Annotated in this window: 10 protein-coding genes and 1 pseudogene; 2 read left to right on the forward strand and 9 right to left on the reverse strand. The window is 49.7% G+C overall.

The window, feature by feature from the left end; translation table 11 throughout:
• Positions 1-156: 156 nt before the first annotated feature.
• Positions 157-528: a hypothetical protein gene (locus Q0628_RS05985; protein ID WP_298769112.1), complete on the reverse strand. Its 372-nt coding sequence runs from the start codon at positions 526-528 to the stop codon at positions 157-159.
• A 192-nt stretch (positions 529-720) separates the two neighbouring features.
• On the opposite strand from Q0628_RS05985, the gene Q0628_RS05990 reads away from it, so the two are divergent.
• Both Q0628_RS05990 and Q0628_RS05995 read left to right on the forward strand, forming a co-directional pair.
• Positions 721-4,602, forward strand: coding sequence for a hypothetical protein (locus Q0628_RS05990; protein ID WP_298769114.1), 3,882 nt, complete (start codon positions 721-723; stop codon positions 4,600-4,602).
• Complete coding sequence (locus Q0628_RS05995) at positions 4,599-6,503, forward strand: BamA/TamA family outer membrane protein (protein ID WP_298769116.1); 1,905 nt, start codon at positions 4,599-4,601, stop codon at positions 6,501-6,503. Before Q0628_RS05990 ends, Q0628_RS05995 begins: the two co-directional genes overlap by 4 nt.
• On the opposite strand, the gene Q0628_RS06000 is transcribed toward Q0628_RS05995, so the two are convergent.
• The 8 genes and pseudogenes from Q0628_RS06000 to Q0628_RS06035 all read right to left on the reverse strand — a co-directional run.
• A complete protein-coding gene (locus Q0628_RS06000; protein ID WP_298769118.1) occupies positions 6,500-7,342 on the reverse strand; it encodes an ABC transporter ATP-binding protein in 843 nt (280 codons plus the stop codon). The two genes, Q0628_RS05995 and Q0628_RS06000, sit on opposite strands and share 4 nt — an antisense overlap.
• Before the next feature lie 84 nt (positions 7,343-7,426).
• Entirely contained in the window at positions 7,427-8,350 is a 924-nt protein-coding gene (locus Q0628_RS06005; RefSeq protein ID WP_298769120.1) for a hypothetical protein, read from the reverse strand.
• Between the two features lie 119 nt (positions 8,351-8,469).
• The gene (glyA, locus tag Q0628_RS06010; protein WP_290740049.1) at positions 8,470-9,753 is read right to left on the reverse strand and encodes a serine hydroxymethyltransferase; all 1,284 of its coding nucleotides are present in this window, start codon (positions 9,751-9,753) and stop codon (positions 8,470-8,472) included.
• A 71-nt stretch (positions 9,754-9,824) separates the two neighbouring features.
• Positions 9,825-11,045, reverse strand: coding sequence for a dihydrofolate reductase family protein (locus Q0628_RS06015; RefSeq protein WP_298769124.1), 1,221 nt, complete (start codon positions 11,043-11,045; stop codon positions 9,825-9,827).
• A gap of 56 nt (positions 11,046-11,101) precedes the next feature.
• Complete coding sequence (locus tag Q0628_RS06020) at positions 11,102-11,551, reverse strand: rhodanese-like domain-containing protein (protein ID WP_298769126.1); 450 nt, start codon at positions 11,549-11,551, stop codon at positions 11,102-11,104.
• A 1-nt stretch (position 11,552) separates the two neighbouring features.
• Positions 11,553-12,809, reverse strand: coding sequence for a hypothetical protein (locus tag Q0628_RS06025; RefSeq protein WP_298769128.1), 1,257 nt, complete (start codon positions 12,807-12,809; stop codon positions 11,553-11,555).
• A gap of 29 nt (positions 12,810-12,838) precedes the next feature.
• Positions 12,839-13,588, reverse strand: a complete 750-nt coding sequence (locus Q0628_RS06030) for a hypothetical protein (RefSeq protein WP_298769130.1) — start codon at positions 13,586-13,588, stop codon at positions 12,839-12,841.
• A gap of 10 nt (positions 13,589-13,598) precedes the next feature.
• Positions 13,599-14,563: pseudogene (locus tag Q0628_RS06035) on the reverse strand (hypothetical protein); the annotation flags it as partial.

A 14,563-nucleotide genomic window follows, 5' to 3' on the forward strand; every position in this document is an offset into this window, starting at 1 on the left:
AAAGAATTACATCTATCAATTTTGAACTTGCCCCCAAACTTCTTACTAAAGCAAATGCGGCAAAACAATTAATAGATTCCATATCTCCGAATGGAGATATGAGGCGGAAAATACTCTCTCGTGGTGCCACTCATATTGACCGGAAATCCGGCCCGCTTACCCCGTACCAACATACGGTGCAGCCTGATAACGGGTCTGCGTCCCGTCCCTGTCTAATAAGGCAAATGGAGCATTGCCTGTTGAAAGGGCCCTCAGGAAGTCCATTTCGATGGTGCTGGCCATGTTCAGAATCAGCACGGTCTTTTTGATGGTACCCTGCTCCTTGAGTGCCTTCAGACCGTTCAGCACGCTGATTTCGGTCTCGCTCAGCTGGAGGTAGTCGCCGTTCACGCCGTCGTTGACGGAGCAATCGTAAGACACTTCGGAATCGTTTTCTTCCGGAGAGCTAGACGAGGAGGAATCACCGCAAGCGGCCAGGATGGCAGCCGAAAACACAGCAACAGAAAATTTGGCAATATTAGATAACATTTTTAGCTCCATTTTTCGTGGAAATATACAAAAAAAGAAGCCTTTTCCTCAAAATTTTTCGGACAAACCCTCTCTGACCACGAAATAAATGCACATTTGAGCAACCCTAACCATTTTAAGGGGCTCTTAGAACACATCTAACTCGTTGATACTCAATGAGTTACGAACATCTTTTCTATACTTGAGGATAAGGTGATTAAAAGACCTACGACATTTGTCGGAACAGCCGTCATAGCCACGGTTGTTGTTGGCGCCATTGCCCTTGGCGTCTGGTTTTGTCGTGCACTCTTCGAAAGGATCCTATCCACTCCGCACACCATTGCCGGTGTCACCATATCACCTTATGGGCACAGCATGGAATCCCTTCTGACCCACAGTTTCGATTCACTTATCGTTTCCGTCAACGGGACCGATGTCAAAATCGTCCAACCAAATCTCGATCTGACCATTTTGGGAGAAACCAAAGGCGTGACACTGGATGTCAAATCCGTCGACGCAAACATACAGATTCCCGAGACACCGGATACAAGCCACAAAGAAATAGAGCCAGTCTTCCCCGAAAAAATGAAGTTTCCCATTCCCGTCAACTTATCCGTGAACGAGGCCAATGTGCAACTGTCCAACGGGCAAGGTTGGCAAATCAAAAAGCTCAACCTAAAAAGCGAAGGCGAAAAGGCCGTCACCCTAAAGGTTGCTGCCATCCAGGGAGACCACATCAACGGGACTGCATCACTAGATTTCAGGGCAGACTTTAGCAGCGACGACCTCAACATAAACGCCAAAGTCAAAACGGACAAGGATGTCGTGACAATCAAAGCGCAAGCGCCAAAGAATGATCTTGCAACTATCACGGGGAGTACTAGTTTCACTATCGACAATCCCGAAGAATGGATTCCCGTGAAACTCCCTAAAGCGGTTCCGACCATAGGCAAGCTACAAGTATCGGCCGAAGTCAAGAGCAATCTCAAAAAAGGAAGCGTATACTACGACGCGACCATCAAGACAAGGATTGGCGCATTCTGGCCGCTCATGGCCGAAAATGTAACCATGCAAGTTCAAGGAACTCGCGATTATATTGACGCCAACATATTGATGAAAAACGATGAAGGCGGAAGTATACAACTCAATGGGTCTTTTGACAAAAATATGAACGGCCATCTAGAAGGGGTAATAAGTCAGATGAGTGCCAAGTTCGGACCACAAATGATGCCCCTTGACATGACAATCCATTCAGCCGACATCACCGACCGGAAAATCATGGTTTCTGCCGAGACCCGACAGGGATCCCTTGTCGATGCAACGATCGACTTGCGGGATTCCTTGTTCCTCACTTTTAGCGGCGACATTTCCCCCGTCGAACCATGGGCGCTAGACTGGACGCACGGCAATCTGGAATTTGACTGCAGGCCCAAAGCCTACGGTGTATTCGATGGAAAGAAGTTGAGAATTCTAACCAAGATCGGAGCCGTGAAGAACGCATACCACATCGCGGCGGACTCTCTGCAAGTGACCCTGGACATCAACAAGAAGGGTATTGATTTCACGAACGGAGTCATCTATGCGCCCAAGGAAACCTTTGACTTCGATGGCGATGTCAAATGGAATGACGAGCATCCACACACATCGTGGAATGTGACGCAGCGGCAGGGCGGCAAGGCAAGCGCTTACGTAAGCATTGGCGACACCATCGCCCTGGATGTCAAGGCGGACCAGGTCGTTTTCGCCAGCATTCCCTTCTCCGACCTGAAATTCAGTCAGAAAATTGACGGAAAGGTTACCGGTGAATGGCATCAGGACTTTGAGCACAAGATTGGCGAAGCCAACGTTTCCGTCGAAGGCGAAATTGAAGCTTTCGGCATTGCCATGAACACGAAGATCCGCCAAAACGGAGACACGATCTTTATCGACAATATCGATGCCACGCATAACAAGAACACCGTAAAAGCCAGCGGCGCCTTCATTCTGCCCAACGATTCGAACCCAGACTTCAAGCCGACCAATCTACTACCGGTGCAGGTCCTGTACGCATCCATCGAGTCACACGACTTCACGATTCCCCTGTTACTCGAACCTCTCAACGATTCCACACTCACTTCCGGCATGTTCAACGGACAACTCGCCTATAGCCAGGAAAACGGACTTATCGGAAACCTAGACTTCTTCGACATTCACTTCAGGAAAATTTCACCGACGCTCTTCAACATTCGAAAGCTGAACATTTTTGCCGAACATAACAAGGTGGAACTAAATTCCTACCTCGACATCGGTGGTGGCGGTTGGACAGGAAACACGCAAATCATTATCGACAACATCTTTAGCGACAAACGGCATGTAAGCTTTACGCATGGCAGCGACAACGGTGGCACGCTATGGGCGGAAGGATTTATCGACAACGATCTCTTGTTCAATGGAACAATCGATGCGAATGGATCCTGGTATATACCCAAGACCGTCAGCGAAATTCATCAGACCGATTTGCACGCCGACATCAGTTTCGACCTAAGAAAGGGACTTAGCGGCATTACAGCCGACATGCGACTCGACTCGACAAAATACCAGCCGCCAAAGACACAGCTCATGTTCCCCATCTATATGCGCGGGCATATCGAAAACGGTCTCGTCGACATCTACGACATCAAGACTCAAAACGACAGCGGCGAAGTCATTTCGGCCAAGCTCCAATTCGATCTAGATAGCATGCGTTTGCGCGGCATCGACATTCATTCGGACCACTACTCCATCATTACGGACAAGCACAAGATCTACCTAAGCGAAATCAACGGACACATGGAAGACTCCGAAACGGAGCTGCAAATATCGGCAAGCATTCCGCAAATCACATACAGCTTTAAAGATGATGTCTTCGGTCACGCCAATGCATTGCTACATGGCGACATCGGCCTCAACATTCCCCACAGCGAAGATGGATACATCCGAAACAACACCGTTACAGGAAACATAGTCATCGACAAAGCCGTCTTCTATAGGGAAGCCGACATCGACGTAACACCGAGTGCACTAGACAAGTATCTGACCATGATGAACAACGCTCTTGCCAAGCTGCGTAAGAACGACGCCCCCGAAGCAAAGCTTTCGACCTCTAGCCCCATCAACCTGTCGCTACACATCAGCGACTCCCAGGCAGACTCCATCGCCATCGTCACACCATTCGCGTCATTCCCGCTGACAGTTGACCTCTGGGTACTTGGCAACACGACAAGACCGCTATTGCGGGGCGATATCAGCAACACGAACAGTGGTTTTATCGGGGTCAAGGATCTTTACGAATTTGAACTGAATTCCTTCATGATATCCTGGAACGACGTTCCGTGGCAAAAGGGCATTGTCGATGTCACCAGCAGCCAGGAACTGCCTTACTGTAGCGAGACTTCGGAAACAGAGCGTGAGACATGTCCCATTAACCTGGACATTCAGGGAACCATTACGAACCCACAGCCATCGCCCTCGTCCAACTGCGGAACCGAGTCCTCATCGGCGGCGATTTACTACAACATACTCCTCGGCTGTATTGCAGAAGATAACGGCGAGCAGACAGACTGGAATAAGCTTGCGGGCAAGGCCATTGGCAAGGTCATTTCAACGACAGCTAACAAAACTCTTGGCGGAGAATACATCGGAGACATTGACATGAAAGTCATGTTATTCGAAAACAACACCACCAGCGACAAAGATTCCAGTTACTTCAAGGTGCCCGTCTCCCTTGACCGCTGGGTCAAGAACCTGAGCCTTATTTTCGGTTACACCCAGGACCAGAGCGAAAACCCGACCTACGACCAGTCACTCCAATTCGGAATCAACTACACGCTGCCGGTTTTCCAGGGAGCAGAATACTCGCATCAGAATCACCTTTCGCCGACATTGGAACTCAATGCACAACTAATATCCAAGCAATACCTGACAAACACCGGTACCGACGACAATAGCGCATCCAGACTTGAAAAGAATGTCGGTATCGACTACATTTACCGTTTCTGGAATCCCTGCATTCTGGGACTTGGACATTGCGAAAGCATTGAATTGAACGCAAATCAAAAGAAGGAGGCTGAAAAATGAAGAATTTTCTGATTATCCTTCTATACGCATTCTTTAGCATCGTGTACGCGGCGGACAACGACAAGCACCCCTGGTACCTGAACATTACCGGCAACAAGGCATTTTCCAATTATCAGCTCGAAGAGCAGCTCGACATTCCCGAAGAGTTCGGCATGATGGATACAACCAAGCAGGACTTCATGATGCGACTGTCTCTCGAAAATATCAAGGCACTGTATTTCTCTAGAGGCTACTATAGTCTAGATGTTTCCATGGAGATTCACCGTGACTATATTACGCAAGACAGCATCGTACGCGGTTACTTTATCAACATTATCGATGGCGAAAGATTCCGATTCAACAGTGTCAAGATTATCGTTCCTGAAGAGAAGAAGATTGAAATAGACGAAACGAAACTGAACATTTCCAAAAAGAACTTGTACAACCAGGAAGACATTTCTGAAGATCTCGAAGAAATCCAGAAAACTTATCGCAAGGAAGGTTATCTGCATGTACACTTGTCCTCGGTAGAAATGCTTGACACCACCAAGAAACAGATTTATGTCGAAATCACAGTTGATCCCGGTGCGAAAGTCATGATGGGTAATATTGCAAGCAACAGCAAGCGTTCGAAAGACAAGAAATACAACACCCCCATGGATGAACACGGACTGACCGATACAACCTGGCTTTCTTCACTTTGGAAAATTCCACAAGGCGAAATCATTGATGGTAACCAGTACAACACCTTTAGAAACAAATTGTTTTCGACTCAGTTATTCACGCAAATCAAGATGAAGGATTCCTTGCGAAGCGATGGACTTTCCGATGTGTATCTTGATGTAACCGAGCGCATTCCTGGCGAGACTAGATACGGTTTCTTCTATGAAGAAATTTACGGTTTCGGAGCCCATGCATCCGCAAAACACAAGAACTTCTTTGGACGTTTCCATGAATTTTCGACTAGCGCCCAAGTGGCACAGCACAAACAGGAAGCATCCATTGGTTATGCGAATCCGCTTCTGTTTGGAACCTCATTCAGTTTTATTCCGACGGCAATCCGCTTAGAAGACCGACTCACGATCAACCATGAAAAAATCAATCCTCCCGCGTATCCGGACAGCATCGAAGAACGCTACGAAGTAATCAACCGTGGCGACTTGACCTTCGGCATCACCAAGCACATCCGTTTCCGCGGAACGCTCGATACGCGATACGTAAACAAGAACGACGATGAACTTCTTAAATTGAAAGGCGAAGTAGCTCTAACATTTGACTACACGGACGACTATTTCAACCCCGTCAGAGGCATTCGTATGGCACCTACATTAGGTGCGGGGACAAACTGGAACGGCAACATCAAATCCCTGTCCATGGTCGGCAACCCCTATACCTATGGCGAAATGACCTTGAATCTTTACCATCCGCTATTTTGGACATTTAACGGAGCGCTGAGCGGAAGTGTAGGCAAGTTCTTCGCCAAAGCTCTCGAAGACGATGCTCGCGTATTCTATCAGGGTGGCTCACGTTCTGTACGCGGCTATCGTTTCCGTAGCATTTTCGCCAGTGACACGACCTACAGTCCCTCGACCGACGACGACGGCAACGCTGTCACCGATACAGTCATCAACACGGGGCTTACGCCTCTCTACTACAGAATCAACGAAGAAATCCGCTGGACGTTCCCATGGAAATCTTGGCAGCGCTGGCAAATCGTCCAATTCTATGACTGGACGCGCATTATGGACAGCGAAAGTATTTACACCGAAAAGGAAAAGGAAAGTTTCGGATTCGGCATTCGATACCGCTGGCAGTTCCTGACTTTCCGTCTAGATTACGCATTCAAGAAGGACTTGAGCAACTGGAATCCCGAAAACTTCGGCTGGGGTAGATTCGCCTTCGACCTATCGCAGACTTTCTAGACTGTTTCGCGATAAAGCTTAGAAAGACTGACCGGAGCAGGGGAAATTTCCGCTTCGAGTCCAGCATTATGGAGAGCGGCGCTAATCTGTTCCAATGTCACACCTGCAGAAGCGTTCACTATAAACGACGAAACATCAACCGAGATGTCATCGACTCGCCCACTACAAAGCATGCGGCCATAATTAATGATGGCATAGTCCGTTGCCATTTTTTCCATTTCGGCAAGGATATGCGAGCAAACGATTGCCGTACCGCCTTCGTTCTTGCGCCAGTCTGACAGTATATTCCAAACGGCTTCACGCGCCATGGGGTCAAGATTCGCTACAGGTTCATCGAGAATCAAGAGTTGCGGATTCGGAGCCAACGCTCGTAGCAACTGAACCTTCTGGCGATTTCCGAGCGAAAGTGCAGACATTCTTGTCTTTAGCGAAGGAAGTTCCAGTCGCTTTGCCAGAGCCAATACGCGTTCCTGCACAAGAGACCTGTTCCAGTTCGCCTGGCAAGAGGCATAGAAACCAATAAAGTAATCAAGATATTCGGCAATAGAGAGCTTTGGATAGACCCCTGGATTTTCAAGCAGAATTCCACATGAAGTCATGTCCAGAAATCCATTTGCGGCACGAAGTTTATCTGCGATTTTAATCGATCCCAAAAACTTGTCAAAGCGTCCACATAAAAGACGCAACAAGGTTGTCTTGCCAGCGCCATTGGGGCCGAGAAGCGCAAAGAAGCTGCCCTCGGGGATTTCAAGATTCACGCAGGAGAGTGCGTCCATGTCCGATTTCGGATAACGGAACGAAACATTCTCCATCTTTAAAAGAGCATTCGTAAAACTCATAGCAAAGCAAAATTCTGTTCAAGTTGACGCTGCATCCTGACTTGGATCATTCGAAGTCCATCGTATTCATGCACACAAGCAATTCTATTCAAACATCTTTTGAAAACAGCTTTCAAATTCGTAATAATTCCTTTTTTCTGCATCAAAGATGATGCCATCACTATTATTGAATACCAAAGGCTCCGGAACACTCCAGTCGCAGGTTTCCTCGGTTATGCTGAAATTTTCATAGTCAAAAGAACAACTTTTACCATCCGAGGTCAATCTATATGTAAACGAACGTACAAAATTGTCTACTTTGGGATCAAGAATTTCGAACAAGAACGTACGGCCATTCCGAGCGACCTCTATTGAGGTGTTTGTCCGGTTAACGACCGTAAATTCATATTTCATCTCTAGATACAATTCCGTTTCGTAAAAAAACGGGCTTCCAGATTCAGCACCATTTCCGCTATACATGCCATCCTGGGCATCAAAAACGAATCTCATTGCCGACTGCAAGCCAACACTCTTCGTAAAATCAAAAGAACTGGCAAGTTCCCCCGTCTGATCGAACGATGTTCCGGATATCGTAACCACGATATTAGCAATCAGGCCGCCACTTTCACCAGAAACCTCATCACCCGATTCATTATAGTAGCGAACGGCCATCCAAGTGCCATCGATACTACCCGGCGTTCCCGAAGTTCTAACGAGTACTTTCTGACCCAAGCCGTTCAAATAAAGAGTGTCATTGGAAAGCGTGTACTTATACGCCAGGTTGTCATTAGCAGCGGTAGTATCCCATTGATAATCGGCAACCGCAACAATCCTGCAAACACCCGTCGTATGCAGAAAAATTTCCTGTTGTACCGTATCCACCCAGTAATAATAGTTCAACTTTACGCTTTCAAGCCTTGTCAAATTGCTATCATCACTTGAACTACTACTGTCACCGCAGGCGGTAAGCGCCAAAGTCACTGCAGAAATTGCAACCACGCCCCAGACATCGGCTTTGTAAAAACTCATATATTTTCTCCTTTACTCAAAAAAAATAGACTATTACAAAGATTTTGTCTATAGCGAGTAAGCGTCAAAAAGCCCCCAGTTTTGAACCGAGGGCTTTTAAATGATTTTCGCAAGCAAGCTTATTTATAAAGCGGGTGCTTCTTGCAGAGAGCCACGATCTCTTCGCGGATCTTGGCGAGAGCGGCATCGTCGTCCTTGGCCTTGATGCAGCGGTCGATGATGCGGGTCACTTCGCGGGTATCTTCTTCGTCGAAGCCACGGGTCGTGATAGCGGCAGTACCGAGACGCACACCGGACGGGTCCATCGGCTTGCGGGGATCGAACGGGATTGTAGAACGGCTGCAGGAGATGCCGACCTTTTCCATGGCCACTTCGGCTTCCTTACCGGAAACGCCCTTGGAGGTCATATCGACAACGATGAGGTGGTTGTCGGTACCATCGCTGATGACCTTGTAGCCCAGCTTCATCATTTCGTCGGCCATGGCCTGAGCGTTCTTGATGACGTTCTTCGCGTAGGTCTGGAATTCCGGCTGCAAAGCTTCGAGGAATGCAACGGCCTTACCGGCGTTGATGTGGTCGTGCGGACCACCCTGCATGCCCGGGAACACGCCCTTGTCGATTTCCTTGGCCAAAGAAACTTCCTTGAGTTCGCCCTTGACCATCTTCTGGATGGTGCGGTCCTTGCACATAATGATAGCGGAGCGCGGGCCACGGAGGGTCTTGTGAGTCGTGGTCGTCACGATGTCGAAGTACGGCACCGGAGAATCGATTGCCTTACCGGCAATGAGTCCAGCGACGTGAGAAATGTCAGCCATGGTAAGCGCCCCAACTTCGTCGGCGATTTCCTTGAAGCGCTTCCAGTCGAGGTTGCGGCTGTAGGCAGAGAAACCGGCGAGAATCATCTTCGGCTTTTCGCGGAGAGCGATTTCGCGGACCTTGTCCATATCGATGCGGCCCGTTTCCTTATCGACTTCGTACTGCACGAAGTTGTAGAGCATGCCGGAGAAGTTCACCGGATGGCCGTGAGAAAGGTGTCCACCGTGGTCGAGCTTGAGGCCGAGGACCTTGTCGCCCGGTTTGAGGACGGCGAAGTACACGGCAGCGTTGGCCGGAGAACCGGACAGCGGCTGAATGTTCACGTGGTCGCAACCAAAGAGCTTCTTGCAACGTTCGATGGCCAATGCTTCCATCTTGTCGATCACTTCGTTACCACCGTAGTAGCGCTTGCCCACGTAGCCTTCGCTGTACTTGTTGGTGAGCACGGAGCCCATGGCTTCCATGACGGCCTTGGAGGTGTAGTTTTCGGAAGCGATGAGTTCGATGCCATATTCCTGGCGTTCGGCTTCTTCCTGGATGATGTTGTAGATTTCCGGATCGGTCTGTTGCAGTGTAGATTTGAGCATTTAGCTACTCCTTGATTTGTACGGCGCAAATATAGCTTTTAAACAAAATGTAGGAAACTGTACGCGATGAATTAATCCGCCATAATCGGTTCGTAGACCGTCAACGTATCAGAACCGATCATAAAGGATTCGCGAGCCACTACTTTTTCAGGGAGTTCCGGATAAGGCAGGCCGGACAGTCCTGAATCTTCCAGGGCCATGTCCACCCTAGAGTCAGAAGAACGCCACAGGTCCAGACGGTTCCAGAGGCCCGAAGTAAAGATTTCCCTTGCAAGGCAGGCCCCCGGTTCAACCATGAGGCGATGCATGCCGCGGGCCGAAAGGTCGGCGAGCATGGCGTTCCAGTTTTCGCTAAAGGATTTTCCAGAAAGGAGAACGACATTTTCCCCCTGCAGCATGGGCTGCGGGACACAAGTAAAGAGCAAACGGGAATCGGAGGATGCGGCAAAGTCTTCAAAGAAGCGAAGTCCGGCGATTTCGGATTGCGAAAAGACATGATGCCCCGCCCAGACAATCTTGACGGGGTTATTGCCTCGGGAAAGACGCACATCTAGGGAAGGGTTATCGGCAAGGAGCGTTCCCGCACCAACCAGGACCGCATCGCTCATTGCACGAAGCTCATGGTTCCAACAATTGGCCCCCTGAGCGGTTATTTTCAGAGGAAGATGCTCGCCACTAGGATTTTCAGCCCCCATAAACCCGTCTTGGGAGAGAGCGGACTTGACTTCGACAAAAGTCTTCCTGAAACGGACATAATAGTCGTACGCCTCGAAAAAGCGCTCGATTTCATGAAAGAGCATACGGCTTTCGGCAAGGAAATCTGCCGAAATTGACTCGTCTGCCGTAAGAACTTTGCAACCATCCGCACCACAGGTATCGCCCCAGGACTCAGCCACCGCCGCCTTGACGCAGGCCTCTTCCCCTTCGAAAACCTTCACGCCGGATTCCTCAAGGACAAGGCGGCTCTTGCCGCGGACCTGAGGATTGGGGTCGGCATGTGCAAAATAAACTTCAGAAATTCCAGCCTCGATAATCGCCTTGGTACAGGGAGGGGTGCGTCCATAATGGCAGCAGGGCTCAAGCGTCACGTAAATGGACGCCCCGCGGGCGAGTTCGCCCGCGTCACGCAGCGCCATGACTTCGGCATGAGCGTTTCCCGGGCGCTGCGTCGCCCCCCTACCGACAACGATACCGTCCTTGACGACGACTGCGCCTACGGCGGGGTTCGGACGACTCCTGCCAATAGCGAGCAACGACTCGTCAAAGGCTAGCTGCATATAGTTCAAGTTCATCGGGACCTTATTCCTTGTGGTGGCCACAGACTCAGGCCCAAGCCACCTCGAGCGGTCTACTTTTTCGGATAAGCGAGGAATCCGCCAAGAACATTATAGACGCGGGTGTAGCCATTTTCCAGGAGGAACTTGGATGCAGCCATGCTGCGGCGACCGGAACGGCAGTATACCAGCAAGTCCTTGTCCTTTGGCAAATCAAAGAATTTATCCTTGATAACACTCAGAGGAAGGTTCGTCGCATTGGGAGCAAAACCCTGTTCCAATTCATTTGGCTCACGAACATCTACATAAATCGCACCGGCAGCGTTCATTTCAATCGCCTTGTCCCAGTCAACCGACTGGATTTCAACCGTTGCTGCATTTTCGACCGGAACCTGAACCTGAGCGACGGGCTGAGCCGCTACAACCGGCTTTTCGACTGACTTAGAAACCTCTTCGCTCTTGGATTCATTGCAAGCGGATAAAACGATAAGTGACGCAACTGCGCCAACGACGAACTTATTCATATTAGACCTCCAAATAGGTGGAATGATTGTGTTCAAATTCCTTCTTATCAAGCTGCATGTAGACACCCAGCACGCGGTTCGTAAGACCGTCCGTTCCCCTCAGGGGAACCGCGTTGAGCCACAGGAGCCTATCTTCGACACCAAAGGGCCCCTTCCAGGAACGCGCGATGCCTCGTTCCAGCGCCTCGGAAATGAACCCGTGGAAAATGGTGAAATACCTGGGACGAACCACCTCGATCAGACGTTTTCCTTCGACATTCTTGGGATCCGCCATACCGAACGCCAGTGAAAAAGCGAGATTGCAACCGCAAATTCTGTAATCACGATCAATCAGGAACAGACGTACATCCGGAAAAGACATCGCCATCGAAAGCAGTTTACGGAGATCCTCGTTTTCATCGTCACCAAAATTTTCCTGCAACAATTCCATACGGCGCGCCGCTCCACGGAACACCATCTTCGAACCTTCCTCGGCACAGAGCTTTCCGCAAAAAGAGAACCAGGTCTGCAATCCGTCCGCCCCGCGAAGGCGCAACAAAATGTTTTGGCGATCTTCGATATCATTTCCGGTCGTCCTAAATGCAACCACCCTGGCATTTAACAGCTTTTCGAAAAGGGCATAATCTTCTTCAGGCATCATTTCGCGAATGTTCTGCTTGCCGAGAGTTCTCGGAACAACAAGACCATTTTGGTCCAGGAGCGGAGTTAAAAAGCTGAACTGTCTCGAATCGACATCCAGGCTCCAGAGGAAGTCTCCCGTACTCTGCAACAGAAGTTTTTCGTTTTCCTGCAGACGGTCACGCTGGTTTCGAGTTTCCATTTCAATGGACACATTCTTGAAAAAGAGAATCGTCTTGATTTCGCCATTCTTTTTGCGGATAAACGCACGAAGTTCGTACCATTGCACACCCGTTTCCGTATTGAACGAGAAAATGAACGGAATTTCGGGATAGGCATCGAGACCCCTCACGTATTCCTGCAAGCGACGATATTCCGAAATGGACAGAATTCTCTTCAGGGACTGTTTTTGGCAAAGCTGCTCATAAAGAGGATCCGAGATATACTTGGGGAAAACATCCAGAAGGCGCCCTTCCTGCGAAATAATAATCAGGAACTCGTTCAGATAATTGGAAAAACTACCGTACACCTTCTGCTTTTCGCTTATATCACGGAGAAGCAAAACCACTATCACCAAGGCAACAGCCAAGACAAAGCAGAGGAACAAAAGTGCCGCAATTAGACCAATCGATATATTCATAAGCAATTCCGACTAAATCACAATATAGATTATTTTGAAATTTGACGACCCACAGCGCCCCCAAGCCACCGCCAAACCGAACCAGAGAACCCATATACCCCCTGCATGAACCAGTTTCCGAACGATATTTCAAGAGATGCACCGACACCAAACTCGGGGAAACGATAAACAATGTCCAAACGCACAAGTTCAAAGAGAACCGATGTCCCTACATCTGACGAAACTCCATCCCATTCCACAAAAGCGGAAAGTCGTCCCCCCGGATTGAGCGCAAGACCCACGGAATAATCAAGATTCTCCAGAAACTCCCCCTTCCATCCCGAAACCATCCCCGAAACGGCCATATTCCAACCATAAAAGGAGATTCCCGCCTTATAGCGGTGATTCGCCCAGGACTCCATCTCTGGAATCCAGCCGATATCCAGGCCATAACCGATACCGAAAATGGCCCAGGTATTGCAAAGGGAAAAGTCCCATTCCGTATAGACCTGCCTATAGACGGAATCCAGTTCCTGGTATGCCCCCAGGAAACCCACCCGATAAGTTCCGCTGCCGAATTCCGCCGATGCTCCAAAAACCCTTTCCTCGACATCTTCTAAATCTGCATATAGAAATCCGAAACCAGGATTTGCTTGTCGGGCGGGGGTTGAGCGATAACCGGGTAACCCAGCCAAAGCGAGATTGCCGCCCGGATTTTGGACAAATTCACCGGGAAAGTCCGCGGCAAGCAACGGAGCGCCCATAAGCAGCAAGAGACAGAATCCGAAAAACAGTCGCATACCACCTCCCCTACGGTCTCAAAAGTATTCCGAGCATTTTTTCGTACCGCCCCACAGACAGTTCGACATAGGCTATACCGACATGCGGCAGGGCCGTTAACGGAATTTCCCACCACGCGCTGGATTGGGCGGGTACAGTCCGACGGTACACCTCACGACCCGCCGAGTCCAGCAGACGAACCCCTACAGGAGATTCACTTTCGACAAGTACCCGCAAGGGAGCTCCACTGCGACGGACTACCCTCGACGAAATCTTATAGGTAAAAGGCGCCTCCCCCACAAATCCCGAATGCACATGCCGTCCCTGAAAGCCGGGAGTGTTTTCGCTGCGCCCCGTCCGAGGATCGAACCCCGCAGGACATGCGACTGTAGTCTTGTCCCAGGCGACACTATCAACGACATCGTCACCCATACATATCGCCACGGCCCCAGCCGCATTGTTTAGGTAACCCAGCGAGACCTGACGCAAACGAACATCGCGAAACCCCATAAACTCCCGCAACAGGAGCGTATCCCGAGTGAAAACGACTGACTCATGCGAAGCAATGGAATCGACCCCACCGGATGGCACAGCCCATGCGCCCCCACGGCCGCAGAAGCGGAATTTTGAAAGCGGTAGCGAAAAGGCCGCTGCATTATAGACTTCGACCCATTCTGGCTCAGGCTCCGCAGGACAATGATGAATTTCGGAAATCTGTAGCGGGAACAAGGATTCTGCGGCCCTATCCACGACAATCAAAGTGTCCAGAACGTCATTTGCAGGCGCCTCGTCTCGGGGCAAACGGGCCCTAAGCCAGTAAACTTTTCCCGATTCCAGTAGACGGTCCAGCGGATAGTTTCCGCGGACAACCACAGAATCCTGACGCCGGAATCCGGAAAAAACTTCATTCAACTCGACAACCAGCATCGACGAATCGCAGCCCGACAACTGAATTTCCCTGCCCGATGCCGAAAGGGCAATGCCGCAATCCGCAA

It is taken from the genome of uncultured Fibrobacter sp., from assembly GCF_937877005.1.
Classification (GTDB): Bacteria; Fibrobacterota; Fibrobacteria; order Fibrobacterales; family Fibrobacteraceae; genus Fibrobacter.